General features: G+C 68.7%; 14 protein-coding genes. 9 read left to right on the forward strand and 5 right to left on the reverse strand.

Annotated features, from left to right (window positions below; genetic code table 11):
* Positions 1-40: 40 nt before the first annotated feature.
* The 7 genes from WS69_RS21475 to WS69_RS21505 all read left to right on the forward strand — a co-directional run bounded on the left by WS69_RS21475 (position 41) and on the right by WS69_RS21505 (position 6,674).
* Complete coding sequence (locus WS69_RS21475; protein ID WP_059472695.1) at positions 41-1,273, forward strand: acyl-CoA dehydrogenase family protein; 1,233 nt, start codon at positions 41-43, stop codon at positions 1,271-1,273.
* Complete coding sequence (locus tag WS69_RS21480; RefSeq protein ID WP_059472696.1) at positions 1,270-2,346, forward strand: phosphotransferase family protein; 1,077 nt, start codon at positions 1,270-1,272, stop codon at positions 2,344-2,346. The genes WS69_RS21475 and WS69_RS21480 overlap by 4 nt, the downstream gene beginning before the upstream one ends.
* Entirely contained in the window at positions 2,343-3,032 is a 690-nt protein-coding gene (locus WS69_RS21485) for a histidine phosphatase family protein (protein WP_059472697.1), read from the forward strand. Before WS69_RS21480 ends, WS69_RS21485 begins: the two co-directional genes overlap by 4 nt.
* A 35-nt stretch (positions 3,033-3,067) precedes the next feature.
* Positions 3,068-3,838: an SDR family oxidoreductase gene (locus tag WS69_RS21490; RefSeq protein WP_059472698.1), complete on the forward strand. Its 771-nt coding sequence runs from the start codon at positions 3,068-3,070 to the stop codon at positions 3,836-3,838.
* A 66-nt stretch (positions 3,839-3,904) separates the two neighbouring features.
* A complete protein-coding gene (locus tag WS69_RS21495; protein ID WP_108034093.1) occupies positions 3,905-4,702 on the forward strand; it encodes an SDR family oxidoreductase in 798 nt (265 codons plus the stop codon).
* Between the two features lie 89 nt (positions 4,703-4,791).
* Positions 4,792-5,958, forward strand: coding sequence for an NADP-dependent oxidoreductase (locus WS69_RS21500; protein ID WP_156438306.1), 1,167 nt, complete (start codon positions 4,792-4,794; stop codon positions 5,956-5,958).
* Between the two features lie 353 nt (positions 5,959-6,311).
* On the forward strand, positions 6,312-6,674 hold the full coding sequence (locus WS69_RS21505; protein ID WP_156438308.1) for a hypothetical protein: 363 nt from the start codon (positions 6,312-6,314) through the stop codon (positions 6,672-6,674).
* Positions 6,675-7,506: 832 nt separating this feature from the next.
* On the opposite strand, the gene WS69_RS21515 is transcribed toward WS69_RS21505, so the two are convergent.
* The gene (locus WS69_RS21515; protein ID WP_059472702.1) at positions 7,507-8,718 is read right to left on the reverse strand and encodes an MFS transporter; all 1,212 of its coding nucleotides are present in this window, start codon (positions 8,716-8,718) and stop codon (positions 7,507-7,509) included.
* A gap of 570 nt (positions 8,719-9,288) precedes the next feature.
* Between WS69_RS21515 and WS69_RS21520 the strand changes: the two genes are divergently transcribed.
* Together WS69_RS21520 and WS69_RS21525 are read left to right on the forward strand one after the other, a co-directional pair.
* Entirely contained in the window at positions 9,289-11,385 is a 2,097-nt protein-coding gene (locus WS69_RS21520; protein WP_059472703.1) for a TonB-dependent receptor, read from the forward strand.
* A gap of 337 nt (positions 11,386-11,722) precedes the next feature.
* Positions 11,723-12,151 carry a hypothetical protein gene (locus WS69_RS21525; RefSeq protein ID WP_059472704.1) on the forward strand — a complete coding sequence of 143 codons (429 nt, stop codon included), beginning with the start codon at positions 11,723-11,725 and terminating at the stop codon, positions 12,149-12,151.
* Positions 12,152-12,455: 304 nt separating this feature from the next.
* Here WS69_RS21525 and WS69_RS21530 read toward each other — a convergent pair whose 3' ends face one another.
* The 4 genes from WS69_RS21530 to WS69_RS21545 all read right to left on the reverse strand — a co-directional run bounded on the left by WS69_RS21530 (position 12,456) and on the right by WS69_RS21545 (position 17,282).
* Complete coding sequence (locus WS69_RS21530) at positions 12,456-13,514, reverse strand: AI-2E family transporter (RefSeq protein ID WP_059472705.1); 1,059 nt, start codon at positions 13,512-13,514, stop codon at positions 12,456-12,458.
* Positions 13,515-13,731: 217 nt separating this feature from the next.
* The gene (locus WS69_RS21535) at positions 13,732-14,316 is read right to left on the reverse strand and encodes a BPSL1445 family SYLF domain-containing lipoprotein (RefSeq protein ID WP_059472706.1); all 585 of its coding nucleotides are present in this window, start codon (positions 14,314-14,316) and stop codon (positions 13,732-13,734) included.
* A gap of 45 nt (positions 14,317-14,361) precedes the next feature.
* Positions 14,362-14,742, reverse strand: coding sequence for a DUF883 family protein (locus tag WS69_RS21540; protein ID WP_059472707.1), 381 nt, complete (start codon positions 14,740-14,742; stop codon positions 14,362-14,364).
* Between the two features lie 665 nt (positions 14,743-15,407).
* Positions 15,408-17,282 (reverse strand): ExeM/NucH family extracellular endonuclease, encoded by a 1,875-nt coding sequence (locus tag WS69_RS21545; protein WP_059472708.1) that lies wholly within the window; start codon positions 17,280-17,282, stop codon positions 15,408-15,410.
* Between the last annotated feature and the right edge of the window lie 341 nt (positions 17,283-17,623).

A 17,623-nucleotide genomic window follows, 5' to 3' on the forward strand; every position in this document is an offset into this window, starting at 1 on the left:
GTACGCTCGTCTCCATTCGAACCGACCATACGGAGACGCCGTGGATTTCTCTCCCTCGGCCCGCAGCCGCGAACTGAGCGGGCGCATCGCGGGCTTCATGCGCGACGAGATCGCGCCCGTCGAGGCGCACTATCTCGAGCAACTGACGGGCGGCGCGGACTGGCGCGGCTGGCGGCAGCCCGACGTGATGGAAGCGCTGAAGGCGAAGGCCCGCGCAGCCGGCTTGTGGAATCTGTTCCTGCCGGACGTCGAGCACGGCGGCGCGGGGCTGTCGAACGTCGAGTACGCGCCGCTCGCCGAGCTGATGGGGCGTTCGTTCATCGCGCCCGAAGTGTTCAACTGCAACGCGCCCGATACCGGCAATATGGAAGTGCTCGCGCGCTACGGCTCGCCCGAGCAGCGGCGCCGCTGGCTCGAGCCGCTTCTCGCCGGCGAGATCCGTTCGGCGTTCTGCATGACCGAGCCTGAGGTCGCGTCGTCGGACGCGACGAACATGCGGGCGACGGCGACGATCGACGGCGACGAAGTCGTGCTGAACGGCCGGAAGTGGTGGTCGACCGGCATCGGCCATCCGCTCGCGCGCGTCGTGATCTTCATGGGGCTCACCGATTCGGACGCGGAGCCGCATCGCCGGCACACGATGGTGCTGTGTCCGCTCGACGCGCCGGGCGTGACGATCGAGCGGATGCTGCCCGTGTTCAACGCATACGACGAGCCGTCGGGCCACGGCGAAGTCAGCTTCGCGAACGTGCGGCTGCCGGCGTCGAACGTGATCCTCGGGCCGGGCCGCGGCTTCGAGATCGCGCAGGGCCGGCTCGGGCCGGGCCGCATCCACCATTGCATGCGTGCGCTCGGCGCGGCGGAAAAGGCGCTCACGCTGCTCTGCGCGCGTGCGACGACGCGCACCGCGTTCGGCAAGCCGCTCGTCAAGCTCGGCGGCAACGGCGACATCGTCGCGAACTTGCGGATGGCGATCGAGCAGGCGCGCCTGTTGACGCTGAAGGCCGCCTGGACGATCGACACGCAGGGCGTGAAGGCGGCGCTGTCGCTCATCTCGCAGATCAAGGTCGTCGTGCCGACCGTCGCGCAGCAGGCGGCCGACGCGGCGATCCAGATCCACGGCGGCGCGGGCCTGTCGAACGACTTCCCGCTCGCGGCGCTCTACGCGTACGCGCGCATCCTGCGCATCGCGGACGGGCCGGACGAGGTGCATCGCGCGGTCGTCGCGAAGCTCGAGGTGAAGCGGCAGCTCGCCGCCGCGGAGGTCGCATGAGCGTGCGTCTCGACGATGCGCGCGACGTGCGCGACGAAGACCGGCTCGACGCGGCGAAGCTCGACGCGTATCTGAAGTCGCGGATCGAGGGCCTGGCCGGCGAGCCGCGAATCCGGCAGTTCCACGGCGGCGCGTCGAACCTGACCTACCTGATCGGCTATGGCGACCGCGAAATGGTGCTGCGGCGGCCGCCCGCCGGCGCGAAGGCGGGCGCCGCGCACGACATGCTGCGCGAAGCGGCGGTGATGGCGGCGCTCGAGCCCGACTATCGCTACGTGCCGGCGATCCTCGCGCATTGCGACGATCCCGCGGTGCTCGGCAGCGAGTTCTACGTGATGGCGCGCATCGCCGGCGTGATCCTGCGTCGCGAACTGCCGGCCGGGCTGGCGCTCGACCGCGACGGCGTGCGCAAGCTGTGCGAGAGCTTCGTCGATCGCCTGATCGAGCTGCACGCGATCGATGCGTCGCGCGCGGAGCTCGCGGCGCTCGGCAAGGGCGAGGGCTACGTCGCGCGGCAATTGGGCGGCTGGGGCGAGCGCTGGCGCAAGGCGCTCACCGACGGCACGCACCCGTGCGACGACGTGCTCGCGTGGCTCGAGCGCAACCGTCCGGCGCGCGAGCGCCGTATCTGTGTGATCCACAACGATTATCGCTTCGACAACGTCGTGCTCGATCCGGCCGATCCGTTGTCGATCGTCGGCGTGCTCGACTGGGAGATGGCGACGCTCGGCGATCCGCTGATGGATCTCGGCGGCTCGCTCGCGTACTGGGTGCAGGCCGACGACGATCCCGCGTTCGTCGCGATGCGCCGCCAGCCGACTCACGCGGACGGGATGATGACGCGCCGCGAGGTCGTCGACTATTACGGCGCGCGCACGGGGCTCGACGTCGGCGGCTTCGAATTCTACGAAGTGTTCGGTCTGTTCCGGCTGATGGTGATCGCGCAGCAGATCTATCGGCGCTTCGTGCTCGGCCACACGACGAACGAGCAGTTCGCGGGCTTCGGCGCGGCGATCCGCTATCTCGGCGAGCGCTGCCGGCGCGTGATCGCGGCGGCCGGGCGCGCGCGATGACCGAGCTGTTCCTGATTCGCCACGCGCAGGCGAGCTTCGACGCGGCCGACTATGACTGCCTGTCGCCGCTCGGCGACGCGCAGTCGGCGCGGCTCGGCGCATGGATGGCGCGCGGCGCGCGGCGGCCCGAGCTGATCGCGACGGGCACGCTGCGCCGCCACGCGCAGACAGCGGACGGCTGCGCGCGCGCGGCGGGCGTCGATGCGCCGCGGCTCGCGCTCGCCGGCCTCGACGAACTCGATGCCGACGAGCTGATCGCGCGCCACCGGCCCGAGCTCGCGTCGCGCGATGCGCTGTTGCGCGCGATGAGGGCGCAAGCCGATCCGCGCCGCGCGTTCCAGGCGCTGTTCGCGGCGGCCGTCGCGCGCTGGACGGGCGGCGCGCACGACGGCGACTACGGCTGCCCGTGGCCCGACTTCCGCGAACGCACGCTCGCGGCATGGGACGCGCTCGCGCGGCAGCCGGCGCGCGAGATCTGGGCGTTCACGTCGGGCGGGCCGATCGGCGTGATCGTCGCGGCGCTGCTCGGCGTGCCCGTCGAGCGCAGCTTCGAGCTCGCGTGGCCGCTCGTCAACACGAGCGTGAGCCGGATCCGGACCGGCCGCGGCGGCGCGCGCGTGACGACGTACAACGGCTGGCCGCACCTCGACGGCGCGGACGGCGAGCGGCTCGTCACGCATCGCTGATTCCTTTTTCCTTCATCGCTTGCAGGATATTCTCCATGACCGCACCCAACCTGTTCGACCTGTCCGGAAAGATCGCCGTCGTCACCGGCGGAAGCCGCGGCATCGGCGCGGACGCCGCGAAGCTGCTCGGCGCATCCGGCGCGCACGTCGTCGTCACGAGCCGGCGCATCGACGATTGCCGCGCGATCGCCGACGAGATCGTCGAAGCGGGCGGCTCGGCCGAGGCGGCCGCGTGCCACATCGGCGAGCTCGACCAGATTGACGCGTTTTTCGCCGCGCTCGAAGCGAAGCACGGGCGGCTCGACGTGCTCGTCAACAACGCGGCGACGAATCCGTATTACGGGCCGATCGTCGACACGGATCTCGGCGCGTTCCAGAAGACCGTCGACGTGAACATCCGCGGCTACTTCTTCATGTCGAGTCGCGGCGCGAAGCTGATGGGCAAGGGCGGCGGCGGATCGATCGTCAACGTCGCGTCGGTGAACGGCGTGATTCCCGGCTATTGGCAGGGCATTTACTCGATCACGAAGGCCGCGGTGATCTCGATGACGAAGGCGTTCGCGATCGAATGCGCGGCGAGCGGCGTGCGCTGCAACGCGCTGCTGCCGGGGCTGACCGACACGAAATTCGCGTCGGCGCTGACGCAGACGCCGGACGTGCTGAAGCAGGTGCTCGCGCACGTGCCGATGCGGCGCGCCGCGCAGCCGCCGGAAATGGCGGGCGCGGTGCTGTATCTTGCGTCGGCGGCGTCGAGCTATACGACGGGCGCGGTGCTCAACGTCGACGGCGGCTATCTGTCCGTCTGACGGCGGAGCGCGCACGCATCGCACATCATGCTTCGCGCGTGCGCGCGAGCATCGAAACGACCAGGAGTGTTCATGACGAAGAACTTGACGCCGCGGCTCGCCGGCAAGCGCGCGTTCATCACCGGCGCGGCGGGCGGCCTCGGGCGCGCGATCGCGCGGCGGATGGCCGAGCAGGGCGCGAAAGTGTTCCTGACCGACATCGTCGACGCGGCGGTGCTCGACGCGTTCGCGGCCGAGCTGAACGAAGCGGCGGGCGAGCGGATCGCGTGGGCGGCCGTGCAGGACGTCGCCGACGAAGCGCAATGGGAGTCGCGGCTCGCGCAGGCGAACGACGCGCTGGGCGGGCTGTCGGTGCTCGTGCACAACGCGGGCGTCGGCTCGTTCGGCGCGATCGGGCAGATCGAGCGCGGCGAATGGCGGCGCGTGATGGCGATCAACGTCGAGAGCATCGTGCTCGGCACGAAGCACGCGCTGCCTTATCTGGAGGCGGGCGCGCCCGCGTCGATCGTCAACATCTCGTCGGTCGCCGCGTTCAAGCAGGAGCCCGACTACACCGCGTACAACGCGTCGAAGGCGGCGGTCGCGTCGCTGACGAAGTCGATCGCGATCGACTGCGCGCGCCGGCAGACCGACGTGCGCTGCAACTCGATCCATCCGTCGTTCATCATGACGGGCATCGTCGCGCCGCTCGTCCAGCAGCTCGGCGAGAAGGAGGCGGCGCGCAAGCTCGCGCGCGGCGTGCCGATGCGCAGGCTCGGCGAGCCGGACGACGTCGCGTATGCGGCCGTCTATCTCGCATCCGACGAGAGCCGCTACGTGACGGGCGCGGAGCTCGTGATCGACGGCGGGATGTGCGCAGTCTGAAATCGTGTGCATGCGCGGGCGGCGGTTTCTTGCGACGCCGTCGGCGTTGAAGAATCCCGGCGGCGTAGCTCGCGGATCGCGGATCGCGGATCGCGGATCGCGGATCGCGGATCGCGGATCGCGGATCGCGGATCGCGGATCGCGGATCGCGGCAATGCGACAGCGGCGCGCTCGCAACGTTCGCGCGCCCCCGCATCTTTCCACTCATCGAAATCATCGAAATCCTGAAGGTGACGTCCATGTCCACATCCGTCAATCGCCAGTTGCGTCTGAAGGCGCGCCCCGACGGGCGCGTCGGCCAGGAGCATTTCACGCTCGTCGAAGCGCCGCTGCCGGCGCTCGGGCCGGGCGAGATGCTCGTGCGCGTGCTGTATCTGTCGATGGATCCGACCAATCGCGTCTGGATGAGCGACATCCCGCAATACCTGCCGCCCGTCGCGATCGGCGACGTGATGCGCGCGCTCGGCATCGGGCGCGTCGTCGCGTCGAACGCGCCGGGCTTCGCCGCGGGCGATCTGGTGCAGGGGCTCGTCGGCTGGCAGGACTACGCGCACGTGCGCGCCGACGAGTCCGCGCAGTACACGAAGCTGCCCGCCGCGCTGGGCCTGCCGCTGCCGCGCCTCCTCGGCGCATGCGGGATGAGCGGGCTCACGGCGTACTACGGGCTGACCGAGATCGCGCCGGTGCAGCCGGGCGAGACGCTCGTCGTGTCGGCGGCGGCGGGGTCGGTGGGCGCCGTCGCGGGACAGATCGGCAAGATCCATGGCGCGCGCGTCGTCGGGATCGCGGGCGGCGCGGACAAGTGCCGCTATCTGACCGAGGTGCTCGGTTTCGACGCGGCCGTCGACTACAAGGCCGACGACTGGAAGCGCGCGCTGAAGGACGCGACGCCCGGCGGCGTGCACGTGAACTTCGAGAACGTCGGCGGCGAGATCATGCGCGCGGTGCTGTCGCGGATGGTGATCGGCGGGCGCGTCGCACTGTGCGGCGTGATCGCGAACTACAACAGCGGCCGCCCGTCCGACGACGTCAGTGTGCTGATCGCGAAGCGGCTGACGATGCGCGGCTTCTTGATTCTCGATTACCGGAAGGGCCGCGAAGCGGTCGCGACGCTCGCGGGCTGGTTGCGCGACGGCCGGTTGAAGGCGGAGGAAACCGTCGTCGATGGACTGACCAACGCGCCCGACGTGCTGAACCGGCTGTTCGACGGCAGTCATCGGGGCAAGCTCGTGCTGCGGGTCGATCCGCAGGCGTGATGCGGCAGCGCGAGGCGTCGGCGCAAGCGTGCGGTGCCGAGCCGCGCGCGATGTCGGACCGGGCGCGACGCGTACTGCCAGTCGATCGCGCGAGGCGGGCGAGCGGAGCGGTCGCCGACGTTGCGCGTGGCCGTCGTTTGCGCGAACGTCCGCATCCGGCGCGCCGTGCGACAGCGTGACTGTCGCGTCGTCGTCGGTCGTTCGCCGCGGGCACGCGCCGGATTTATGCTGTCGCTTCGCCGGAAGCCGGTCTGCCACGACGAGCACGATTGAAGTCGTGCGGGCCTTCGCAATGCAACGGGCGGCTGCCCGCCCGCGACGATTTCGCGCTTCCTGCCGGAGGCGGCGGGGCGTTGCGTCGAACCGCCGTCCGCGTCTTCTCACTCTTCGGGACATCCGCGCACGCGACGAGCATCGACATCGCGTGGCGGCCCGCCGTCTGCGGCGGGGGCTTCGGGCTCTTCCAGTCGCCGTACATAACCGTGCTGATGGCGGCCCAGCCGCAGGAACGCACCGCTGCGGCGAGCGGCATCATTACGACCGCGCGCCTGATCGGCCAGACGACGGGCGCGGCGTTCGTCGCCGCATGTTTCACCGCCGCGGGCGCAACGGTCGCGATCGTCGCGCTGTGGGTGGACAGCGCTTTCGCCGGCGTCGCCTGCTGCGCGAACTTCGTGCGGATGCGTCACGCGGCCGAGGCGGTCGACGCGGCGTGATTGCCGGATACGCGCGGCGGGTGTGCCGCGGCACGCGGGGCTTGCGGCGCAATGCACGTCTCGCATGCAAGGTGAGCGGACCGGATGCGCGTGCGGCGCATGTGGCGCGTTGCCGTGCGCTGATCGTGGCGCGCAGGATGCGGCGCCAGGCGGAAGCGCGCCGGATCGTGGCACGCAAGGGCATTGATGTGCAATGTTGGCGTCGCATGCGACGAACCGACTGCGAAATCGCCGACGCGATGCACCGTAACGGGCCGGACGCATGCCGACAAAAAGACGCCACGGAGGCTTGCCGTCCGTGGCGCGGAAATCCCAGTCAGGGGGAACATGACTGGGGTCTGGCCGCTTTGGCGCGCCGCGCGTCGCGAGAAGGGAAGGCACGGCATCCTAAGCAGTGTTCATTGTTGAGAAACGGCTGAACCAAGTCAATTTCGGCAAATTAAGCCAACTTACCGTTCGTTACAGCGGGGTGTTCGATATGCTGCCGGCGCTGGATTAGCTGGATTAGCTGGATTAGCTGGATTAGCTGGATTAGCTGGATTAGCTGGATTAGCTGGATTAGCTGGATTAGCTGGATTAGCCGGATTAGCTGGATTTGTTGTCTCACGCCTGCTTCGAAGGCTTCAACTGCTTCGACTGCGTAGCGATTTCAACAGCAACTGTTTCGAATGCTGCGAGGCTTTGCGCATTCGAGACCTTGGGGCTTCGACTCATAGGCGCCTTGATGCGTCATCGCGCCGACCTGCGCGGCCGACAGCGTCGTGCGCACGCTGCGCACCGACGTCGCCGCTTCCGACGCACCCGCACGGCTTTTCCGCCGCTCGCGCCACTTTCATCGCGCGGCCGACCCCGCCGCGACGTCGCCGTGCTTCCGTCGCATCGCGATTCCCCACAGGATCACAGCGCCGCTCGCGAGCGTGAAGCCCGTGCACATCCACGCGACGGGCGCGAGCCCGAGATGCAGGAACGGCGCAACCGCCTGCGTCGCGAGCGCGGCGGCGCTGAGGCCGAAGAACATCAGCAGCCCGGCGGCGCGTCCGGCGATCGACGGCTCGGCCGCGAGCGCACGCGCCATCGACGCCGGCCCGCGCAAGCCGAGCGACCCGCAGAACAGCATCCATGACGCAACGACGAGCGCCGTCGAGCGCAGCGCGAGATGGGTGAGCAGCAGGAACGCGGCCGCCGCTGCGAGCTGCAGCAGCGCGCCAAGCGAGATGATCCGGTCGAGGCCGAATGCGTCGGACCATCTGCCGCTGCGCGACGCGGTCAGCATGAACGCCGCGACGCCGCAGGCCTGCATCAGGCTGAACGTCGATGGCCCCGCGCCGAGCCAGATCTCGACGACCTGCGGCGCGCTCGCGACGAACGCGAGCAGCGCGGCGAAGCACAGCGCGTGACCCAGCGCGTAGCCGAGGTAGACGGGCGAGCGCAGCAGATGCCGATAGCCGCCCGCGCGCCTGCCCGCGTCCGCGCGTGCAGGCGCGTGCGTCGACGAAGCGGCGGGAATGACGCGGAACACGAGCGGCGCCGCGACGACCGAAAGCGCGACGATGATCCAGAAGCTCATCCGCCAGTCGGCGACGACGAGCAGCGCCGCGCCGACGACGGGGGCGAGCCCCGGCACCGCGCTCTCGATGATGCCGAGCCATGCGAGTGCGCGGACCGCGCCGCCGTCGCCGAACGACTGTCTGACGATCGCGGGGACGATGACCGTCGCCGCACCGACGCCGAAGCCTTGCACGGCGCGCGCGCCGATCAGCACGCCCATCGACGGCGCGAGCGCGCAGACGGCGCCTGCGGCGAGTTGCAGCAGCACCGCGAACGCGAGCGTGCGGCGGTATCCGAAGCGGTCGGCGGCGGCGCCCCAGACGAGCTGCGAGACGGCGAGCGCGGCCGAGAACACGGCGAGCGTCGCCTGCGCGCTTTCGATCGAGCCGCCGAGCTGCTGCGGCAGCGACGGCACGGCGGGGAGGTAGAGGTCGGTCGCGAGGAGCCCGACGGCCGTCAACAGGGCCAGCGGGAGGATCGAGCGGAAAGGATGCATGCGTGAAGCTGAAAGGATTTTGTCGGTTTGCGAGCGCTCGACGATACCACGTCGACGCGAGCGACCCGGACGGCGCACGCCCTCGACGGCGGGCGGCGCAAGCATCCGGCGTTCGATGCGGCGAGTCTGCGGCGCGGTCGGGCCCGTGATCCACGCATGGGTTTTGCGTGTGCGGGCGGACGTCGAAAAGGCGTCGGCAGCGCGGCGGCGTGAAATGAGATGCAATGAGATGCAATGAGATGCGGGCGAGCGAAGCGCTCGGAACGAGCCGGCCCGGCGACGAAGGGGAACGCCGAGGCCGTGCAAAACAGCGGGGTGCCGACGATTCAGCGCCGCCCATCCGCGCCGTAAGGGATTTGTTACAAAAAATGAAATGATATAACATATCCAATCCATCGCATGCTCGCTCGCTGGCCGGAACTGCATCGCCGCGCCCGTCGACGAACTGCCGATGCGTTTCGCTACGGGTCATCGTGCACGCACAAATTGATACGTTATATCGTTTCTCATGCAATGCGCGACTCGACCCGTGATCCCGTTCACCCCGACAACACCACACCGATTACCGCAATGGATGACCACCGACGTATCGCGCCGCCTTTTGTTCGCAGGCTGCATCCCTTGTCGCTGTTGCTCGCCGCGAGCCTCGCGCACGGCGAGACGAGCGCGCCGTCTGCCGACCGTCCGTCGAACGCGCCGCCGGCAACGACGCTCGCGCCGATCTTCGTGACCGCCAATCCGCTCGGCGCGTCGGCGCTCACGTCGCCGACCGCGTCGCTGTCCGGCGACGCGCTGACGCTGCGCGGCACCGATTCGCTCGGCGATACGCTGAACGGCCTGCCCGGCGTGTCGACGACGACCTACGGCCCGCTCGTCGGCCGCCCGATCATCCGGGGCATGGACGGCGACCGCATCCGCCTGCTGCAGAACGGTGTCGCCGCGTATGACGCGTCGTCGCTGTCGTACGACCACGCGGTGCCGCAGGATCCGCTCACCGTCGAGCGCGTCGAGATCGTGCGCGGGCCGGCGGCGCTGCTGTATGGCGGCAACGCGGTCGGCGGCGTCGTCAATACGATCGACAACCGGATTCCGCGCGAAGCGATCACGGGCGTCACCGGGGCGGTCGACGCGAGCTATGGCGGTGCGAACAACGCGCGCGCGGGCGCGGCGCTCGTCGAGGGCGGCAACGGCCGCTTCGCGTTCCACCTGGACGCGTTCGGCCGCGAGACCGACGAACTGAGGATTCCGGGCTTCGCGCATTCGGCGCGCCAGCGCGCGCTCGACGGCGAAGACGCGAGCGAGCCGTACGGCAAGCTGCCGAACAGCGACGGCCGCCGCTATGGCGGCGCGGCGGGCGGCTCGTACACGTGGGCCGACGGCTACGTCGGCGCGTCGTACAGCGGCTACGAATCGAACTACGGCTCGGTCGCCGAAACCGACGCTCGGCTGCAGATGCGTCAGGAGCGCGTCGCGGTCGCGTCGGAGGTGCGCAATCTGCGCGGTCCGCTTTCGCAGCTGAAATTCGACTTCGGCTACACGAACTATCTGCACAAGGAAATCGAGGACGGCGTGACCGGCACGACGTTCCGCAACCACGGCTACGAGGCGCGCGTCGAGGCGCGGCACCGCAAGGTCGGTCCGTTCGAAGGCGCGCTCGGCGTGCAGGTCGGCCAAAACACGTTCTCCGCGCTCGGCGGCGAAGCGCTCGCACCGACGACGCGCACGACGAGCGTCGCGCTGTTCGGTCTCGAGGAATGGCAGGCGACCGACGCGCTGAAGCTCACTGCCGGCGCGCGGATCGAGCATGTGCGGCTCGACCCGAGCGCGAACGGCGACGACAAGTTCGCCTTCGCGCGCGGGCGCGACTTCAACGCGGGCAGCGTGTCGGCGGGCGCGCTGTACCAGCTCGCGCCCGCGTGGTCGCTCGCGGGCAACGTGTCGTACACGGAGCGCGCGCCGACGTTCTACGAGCTGTACGCGAACGGCCCGCACGGCGCGACGGGGCAGTACCTGATCGGCCTGCCGGATGCGCAGAAGGAGAAGGCGGTGTCGACCGATCTCGCGCTGCGCTACGCGAGCGGGCCGAACCGCGGCAGCGTCGGCGTGTTCTACAGCCGCTTCCGGAACTACCTCGCCGAATACGATACCGGGCGGCTTGTCGACGACGAAGGCGCGCCCGTCGCGGCCGGCGCCGACGACGCGCTGCGCGAGGCCGTCTATCGCGGCGTGCGCGCGGAATTCTACGGTGTCGAGCTCGAAGGCAAGTGGCGCGCGTTCGAGAAGCGCGGGCATCGCGTCGACCTCGAACTGACGGCCGACTACACGCATGCGCGCAACGCGGACACCGGGGAGCCGCTGCCGCGGATCGCGCCGCTGCGCGCGACGCTCGCGGCCGATTACGGCTACGGGCCGTTCGGCGCGCGTGCGCAGGTCACGCACGCGTGGGCGCAGCACCGCGTGCCCGACAACGATCTCGCGACTGACGGCTACACGTCGCTTGGCGTCGTGCTGACGTACAAGTTCCGCGTCGGCGCGACGAACTGGCTCGCCTATTTGCGCGGCGACAACCTGACCAATCAGGACATCCGTTACGCGAGCTCGGTTGTGCGAAACATCGCGCCGCAAGGCGGGCGCAGCGTGACGGTCGGGATGCGCACGACATTCTGAGCGCGGCGCGCGGGCGGGAGAATCGGCGGCGCGGGGCAGTTCGCGTGGAGTCGAGCGGGTCGACGTGCTCGGTAAGCTCGACTAACTTTGCCGCCCGCTGCCCGCTGCCCGCCGCCCGCCGCCCGCCGCCCGCCGCCCGCTGCTCACCGCTCACCGCTCACCGCTCACCGCTCACCGCTCACCGCTCACCGCTCACCGCATCCGAGCCCCCCACGCCCCTCTTCTGTTCGCTGACGATCGTTTGTAAGATAGCGGTCGCCGTGCGCGGCCCTGAGAGCGCATGCGGCGTCGTGCGAAACGGCATGACTTCCTCCCGCCATTCCTTTTCGAGTCGAACATGAAAAGAACAACCCAGAAAAGCTGGGCGGCGCTCGTGCCGCTGCTCGCCGCAGGTTCGGTCTGCGTCGCCGCGCCGCTGTGCCAAACCCAGAAGCTAGGCGCGCACACGTCGAAGATGTGTGTCGAGCAGACGCCGTTCAAGCACGACTACTACACGCTGTGGGTTGACGATTCGCCGATCTTCATGCTGCCCGACGACTACGTCGAGAAGGTCGCGCTCACGCACACGGTGCCAGAGGACGGCGCGATCGAGTTTCCGCTGTCGAAGCAGGGCACGCCGACCGTCACTATTTCGGGCGGTTGCCAGCCGATCAGCGAGACGCAGGGCAAGGGCGCGGACGCGGTGAGCCTCGAAACCGGACGCGTGTGCTCGTTCAACTGGGGCAAGGAGCCCGTCGTCAAGGATTTGCGCTTCAGCTTCGAGTGAGCGGCGCGACGCGCAGCGTCGCTTCGCCATATTGCGCGGATGCGGCTGCCGTCGTCGCTCGGACCGGATCGGAGCCGACGTCGGCGTCGCCAGAGAAACCCGGCCCGGGCCGTCATGCCGTTCGGTCAAGATCAAAAAGGCCGCTCCGATTGATACCGGAGCGGCCTTTTTCCTTGGTTCTGCAGGGCTAGGCCACTGCGAACCACGCTTGACAGAACGGCATGACAGCCTGGCCGGGTTTTTCGTTTGGAATCCAGAAGAGCGCCGGGTCGTGCGTCGGGGGCGCCAGGACACCGTCAACGCGTCATTCCCGGTCGGCCTGCTCCGTGCGCGCGAAGATGTCCCAGCTCGCCATGAACAGCGCGGCGACGAGCGGGCCGATCACGAAGCCGTTGATCCCGAAGAGCGCCATTCCGCCGAGCGTCGAGATCAGCACGACCCAGTCGGGCATCTTCGTGTCCTTGCCGACGAGGATCGGCCGCAGCAGATTGTCGACGAGCCCGATCACGCCGACGCAGAACGCGACGAGGATCACGCATTTCCAGATCTGCCCGGTGACCGCGAGGTAGCCGGCGGCGGGCACCCAGACGAGCCCCGCGCCGATCGCGGGCAGCAGTGACAGGAACGCCATCAGCGCGCCCCACAGGATCACGCCTTCGATCCCGAGAATCCAGAAGATCAGGCCGCCGAGCGCACCCTGCACGGCTGCGACCGCGATGTTGCCCTTCACGGTCGCGCGCACGACGGTCGTGAACTTCGTCAGCAGGTGCTGCTTGTGATCTTCGGCGAGCGGCAGCGCGCGCCGCACGCGGCGGCCGATCTCGCCGCCGTCGCGCAGCAGGAAGAACACGAGATACAGCATCACGCCGAAGCTGACGACGAACTGGAATGTGTTCTGCCCGATGCTGAGCGCCTGCGTCGCGACGAACTGGCTGATCGCCGCCGCGCCGTCGGTCAGCTTCTTCTGGATGCCGGCGATGTCGGTGAGCCCGTAGTTGTGCAGCACGCGATGCACGGACGTCGGCAGCGCATGCATGATGTCCTGGAAGTACTGCGTCATGTTCGGCTGCATCGCCTTGATCTGCTGATACACGTACGCGATTTCCTGCACGAGCGTCCCGGCGACGAACGCGAGCGGCAGGATCACGATCAGGATGATGACCGACAGCGTGACGAGCGCGGCGAGATTGCGGCGTTTGCCGAAGCGCGCGGCGAGCCAGCGCTGCACGGGCTGGAACAGGATCGCGAGAATGGTTCCCCAGAAGATCGCGCCGAAGAACGGCGTCAATATCCAGCAAAGACCGACGGTGACGACGAACAGCAGCAGGTGGAAGAATTTTTGGTGATCGTTCCCGCTATCCATGGTGTGCTCAAGGGGAGGATGGTTGATCGGACGGGCAAGCCGCGTCGCGGCGGCCCGCCGTGACGCATCGATTATGCCTGACGCGTCCCGCGCGGCGACTGTGCGTTGCCGCGCCCTCGAGCGCACATCGTTCGGGCTGCGATCGAAAGCGCCGCGGCGGAGGCCGCGGCTCGGGGGAGAAGCGGCGCGGGCAAAAGAAGCGTCGCGCCGCGTTGCGTCAGAGCTTCAGGCGCGTGACCTTCGTGCCGTTGACCGACAGGTCGCCCATCAGGCCGGCGTTGGTCAGGACGATCACGTCGACCGGACTCGTCGCGGTCGACGTGTCGACTGCGCCGTTCGCGCCCATCTTGACGAGCGCGACCGACGCGTCGGCGCCCGCGGCCCAGCCTTCCGAGCTGCGGAATTTGTCGAGCGCATCCTGCGTCATGAACAGGAAGATGAGCGCCTTCGACTGCGCGCCCGCCTGCAGGCCGACCGACAGCGACGACGTGTTGTAGTAGCCGACCGACGCGCCGCCGACGCGCAGCGCGCCGTTGCCGCTCTGGCCGCCGAAGATGAAGCCGGCTTGCAGCACATTCGGGAACACGAGCACGCCGCGCGACTTCGAGACGAGTTCACGCGAGCCCGGCACCGTCGAGTAGAGGCGCGACAGCGTCGCGTTGACGCGCGCGTCGATCGCTTCGCGCGTCGACGCGTTGGACGATGCGGTCGCCGGCTTGTCGGGCGTGGTGGTGCAGCCTGCGAGCGCCAGGCTGCCGAGCACGGTCGCGATCGCGACCTTCATAACGAGCGTCTTGCGCATGATGCTTCCTCCATCTTGATGGTTGAACGGGCGAAAGCGCCGCGCTTATCGACGCGCAAGGAGGATGCCTGCCGCGAATGCGAGGCCGGCGACGATGCCGGCCGTTTGCCACGGATTGTCGTGGACGGCCTGCGACACGCGCTCGGCGGATTCGCGCAGCCGGCGCGACGCGTGCCACGATGCGTCGTCGAGCGTGTCGCGCGCGGCTTCGAGCCGCCCGTGCAGGCGCTTGCGGAGCGCATCGGCGTCGCCGTCCTCCTTCAGCAGCGCGTCGAGCTCGTCGACGAGCGAGCGCATGTTGTCCTTCACGTCGCCGTTCAAGTCGCGCGCCGCGGAACGCGCATCGCGTGCGAACCGGCGGCCGACGCGTCGTGCTTCGGAGAGGCCGCGGTCAAGCTTGTATTCGACAGTGTCGGAAAGAGCCATGATGGTCGTTCTCCTGATGGTTTGAGGGAAATGTGCGGGCGTTGCTCAAGTGTGATCCACTATCCGGCCCTGAGTTTCGCGCGCCGGCCGCGGCGGGCCGTCGCGATGGGGCCGAAGCCTTTGCGGGGCGGGGCTTGGCGGAAAATGCAACATTTTGTGCGGCGATCGGATGCAGGAATCGATTAAGTGTGCGAATTGGAAAAGGAGATTTTTCCGGGTTTGCGCGGCGGCATTCGGTAAATGTGACTTGCTCCGATTGCGCACCGGCTGCGGTTTTTTGCTTCTTGTGCGGACCGTTTCGTCCATTGCCGCGATCGCTCGAGGGGGCGGGACGGGCGTTTCGCGAAGCGATCGCCGTGAGGATTCCGTCGTCATGTCGGCACGGCAGCGCGTGTGCGCGCCGAATGATCCGACGTCGCCGGCACGAGCGGATCGATCGCGGATTCGTCGCCGCAATCGTCGAATGTGTTCGCGAGCGACATGCGTTGAAGCGATGCGACGAGGAAAATTCAAAGGAGGCCGATTTGTCTGCGTCGGCAACCGGCGACCGGCAACCAGCCGCTCGATGCCCGGCACCGCTTCCGCGCATGCCGGCATCGCACGGCATGCGCGGAAGCATCGTTCGTCACACGGCCCGCATGACGAACGGCGCGACATCGGATGCGTTACCGCCAGGCGCGACGACTATGCGCGTCCGCCATTTCTGCGCCCTTGCGGGAGGCGGCGGCCGCATATTCGTCGGCGAGCGCGATGTCGATCAGCACCGGGTCGTGATCCGACGAGCGATACGCGTCGGGCGCGTAGTACGTGCGCTGCTGTTCGGCGGTCTTGTACGCGAGCGTGTATTGCAGTGCGATCGGCTCGTCCGCGTTGATGTGCCAGTCGTGCACCGCCTTCACGCGCGACGCGAGCGCGCGCGACGCGAGCGCGTGGTCGAGATAGCCGGCCTCGCCGTTGTACACGTAGCTGTACGCGCCCGCGCCGATCTTGCTCGACACGAGATTCACGTAGCCGCGCGACTCGAGCGTGCGAACCGGGTCCTCGTACGTGTAACTGTTCAGGTCGCCGATCAGCAGCACGCCTTCGCTCGGCACGCCGGTCGGCGTGCGGGCGAGCCAGTCCGCGACCTTCGACGCCGCGCGCGTGCGCGTCGCGTTCCAGCAGCCCTGGCCGTCGCCCTGGTCGAGGTCGTCGCCCGCTGCGTCCGGGCAGTTCTTCGATTTCAGGTGATTCACGGCGACCGTCACCGCGCGGGAGCCGCCGACGGGCCGGAAGGTTTGCGCGAGCGGCTGGCGGTTTTTGTCGTCGATCGCGAGCGTCGCCGCCTGGCCGACCGGCTTCACCTTGCGGCTGTCATAGATCAGCGCGACCGAGATTGCGTCGCCGCCGAGCCGCGCGACGCCCGGATCGACGACGCGCCAGCCGTCGCCGAGCTTCGCCGCCAGTTGGCGCACGGCGCTCAGCTCGCCGTAGCCGTCGTTCTCGATTTCCATCAGGCCGATCACGTCGGCATCGAGCGCTTTCAGCGCGCTGACGATCTTCGCGTCCTGACGGACGAACTCGTCGTAGTTCTTCGCGCCGCGGTTGTTCGGATCGTCGAAGCCGCCGCCGGTGCCATCGCCGTTGAAATAATTCAGTACGTTAAACGAAGCGACCCGCAGGTTCGCGCGCGGATCGCGTGCGGGCGCAGTCGTGCGCGGATTCGCACTCGCGCCGAACGCCGGCGTGCGCGCGCCCGGCACCGGCTGCAGGCGCCACGCGCCGTAGCGCATCTCCAGCACGCCTTCGACGCCGCCGACCGTGTAACCCGCGCGCAGCGTGTTCGCGGCGCTCAGCGCCGGCGCCGGATACGGGATGGTCGCCGGATTCTGCTTGTTCGAGCCGTCGTCGAGGATCAGCCGGTTGCGCGCGTTCGCTTCGGCCACCGTTTTCGCCTGCGCGGGCGGCACGACGCTCGTCGGCGTGCGCAGGCGCCCGTTGCTGAGCAGCACGCTGCCGTAGCGGCCGAGCTCGTAGACTTCGGTGACGGTCAATGTCTGCGGCAGCCGCACGAGCATCCCTTCGTATGCGGCGAACGTGCTCGCGTTGTCGACGGGCAGCGTGAGCGTCGCGGGCGTGACCGACTGGCCGCTCCCGCAGACCGCGATGCCGCCCGACAGCGTGAGCTGCGTCTGCCCGTATTTCTCTTCGACCTTGCCCGCCAGATGCACGAGATCGCCCGCTTGCGCGCGCGCCTTCGGCGCATAGACGAACAGCCCTTCGGACACGCCGGGCTGGTTGCGGCGCTGCGGATCGGCCTGCTGGACGAAGAAGCCGCCGAAGCCGTCGGTGCCGCCGAAGTCGGCCGTGACGACGGCTTCGATCGATACATTCTGGCCGGCGAGCGGAGACGGTGCGCCGGCGCCCTGGATCTCGGCGATCGGCGTCGCGCTGCCGCCGCAGTTCGTGCTGACGGGCGCGGCGGTGGCCGCGAAGGCGGGCGCGGCGGCGAGGGACGGAAGGAGCGACAGGGCGGCGAGCAAGGGTATCGGAGTGCGCATGAGGACGGTCCGTTGTGTGGGAATCCTGAAAGCTTAATGACGCATGTTGACAGTTTTGCGTAAAGAATAGACATGGATATGTAATCAGGCCATATTTTTGGGGGCCGTATTCACGGCGCATCGTCGATGCGGGATCGGCGATTCGCGATAGAACCGTTTCCTGCATCCGGGGCGAGGCGACGCCGGGCGCTTTCACGCGCCGGCCGCGTGTTCACCCGCGCGGTTCCGCATCGCGGGGGAAGCCTTCGATTCCGATGGACCGCCGCACGCCAGCCGCTCAGAATAGAGGCGCGGCCATCAGCGATTGCCGGCTCGATGCGGCCGCATCGAGCGATTCCGGA

It is taken from the genome of Burkholderia sp. BDU5 (assembly GCF_001522845.1).
GTDB classification, from domain to species: Bacteria; Pseudomonadota; Gammaproteobacteria; order Burkholderiales; family Burkholderiaceae; genus Burkholderia; species Burkholderia mayonis.